This is a genomic window from Variovorax glucosi (genome assembly GCF_051216695.1).
GTDB lineage: Bacteria > Pseudomonadota > Gammaproteobacteria > Burkholderiales > Burkholderiaceae_C > Variovorax.
Genome location: NZ_JBPJZE010000105.1, coordinates 1 through 1,411, shown reverse-complemented (window position 1 = coordinate 1,411; position 1,411 = coordinate 1). Strand labels below are relative to the sequence as shown.

Sequence of the window (1,411 nt, the reverse complement as noted above, 5' to 3'; positions counted from 1 at the left end):
TGCGCGAGGCCCTTGCCCCCACGCAGCTCGAAGTGATCGACGAGAGCGCCGCCCACGCGGGCCATTCGGGTGCCAACGCGGAAGGCCGCGGCACCCATTTCCGCGTGCGCATCGCCTCCCCTCTGTTCGAAGGGAAGCCCCGCGTGGCGCGGCATCGGCTTGTGTATGATGGCCTCCAGGTTTTTATCGCACAGGGTCTGCACGCCATCGCCATCGAGGTGCTCTGAGTCGTCCACTGGATCGCACGCCGCGTTTGCACCGGCCGTTGCTCCCCTTCTTTTCTTCCCTATCCCTGCTTTCTTTCCCGCGCCTTTTCCTACACGCGCATTTCCTTTCCAGCTCGATATTCATTCCATGAAAAAACAAATCTTGCAGGCCGTCGCGGCCGCAGTGCTGCTCGGTGCCACGTCCATGGCGGCTCTGGCGCAGAACGCAGCCATCGTGAACGGCAAGCCGGTGCCCAAGGCCCGCATGGACGTTCTGGCCCAGCAACTGGCAGCCGCAGGCCGCCCGGTGACGCCTGAAATGCAGAGCCAGTTGCGCGAGGAAATCGTGGCGCGCGAAGTGTTCATGCAGGAAGCGCAAAAGCAGGGCCTGGACGCCAACGACGACTACAAGAACCAGCTCGAACTCGCCCGCCAGGCCATCCTGATCCGCGCGCTGTTCGAGAACTACCGCAAGACCAACCCGGTCTCGGACGCCGACGTGAAGGCCGAGTACGACAAGTTCGTGGCGGCCAACGGCGGCAAGGAATACAAGGCCCGCCACATCCTGGTCGAGACCGAAGACCAGGCCAAGAAGATCATGGCCGACCTGAAGAAGGGCGCCAAGTTCGAAGACATCGCCAAGAAGCAGAGCAAGGACCCGGGTTCGGGCGCCAACGGCGGCGACCTCGACTGGGCCAACCCCGCGAGCTTCGTGCCCGAGTTCTCGGAAGCGATGATCAAGCTCAAGAAGGGCGAAACCACCCCCGCCCCGGTCAAGACCCAGTTCGGTTATCACATCATCCGCGTCGACGACATCCGCCAGGCCCAACTGCCGAAGCTGGAAGAAGTGAAGCCGCAGATCACGCAGCAGCTGCAGCAGCAGCGCCTGCAAAAGTACCAAGAGGATCTGCGCGCCAAGGCCAAGGTCGAGTAACTCGATCCAGGCAAAAGAAAAGCGGCCTTCGGGCCGCTTTTTTGTGGGCGTTCAGATCGCCCAGGTGCCGAAGTTGTCGCCCGGTCCATCGAGCGCCGCGAACGCCCGCCATGCCTTCTCGGCATCCACGCCCTGCACCGCCCGGCCCAACGCGTCGAGCGTGCGGTAGATCTTCTTCGACGCGCCGAAGTGCGCAGCGTTGAGCGCCTCCAGCTGCGGAAGCAGTGTCTGCAGAATCTCCGTGCGCGCGGACGAAGCCGCCGCCTCGTCC

General features: G+C 63.6%; 3 protein-coding genes. 2 read left to right on the top strand and 1 reads right to left on the bottom strand.

All coding sequences use genetic code 11. The annotated features are described in order from the left end of the window. Positions 1-227, top strand: a 227-nt coding sequence (locus tag ACSFA3_RS23285; protein WP_435507806.1) for a BolA family protein, incomplete at its 5' end; no start/stop codon positions are given. A 127-nt stretch (positions 228-354) separates the two neighbouring features. Further along, positions 355-1,140 carry a peptidylprolyl isomerase gene (locus ACSFA3_RS23280; protein ID WP_435464779.1) on the top strand — a complete coding sequence of 262 codons (786 nt, stop codon included), beginning with the start codon at positions 355-357 and terminating at the stop codon, positions 1,138-1,140. A gap of 51 nt (positions 1,141-1,191) precedes the next feature. Here ACSFA3_RS23280 and ACSFA3_RS23275 read toward each other — a convergent pair. Beyond that, positions 1,192-1,411 (bottom strand): hypothetical protein (locus ACSFA3_RS23275; protein WP_435507805.1); only part of this gene is annotated, 220 nt, incomplete at its 5' end.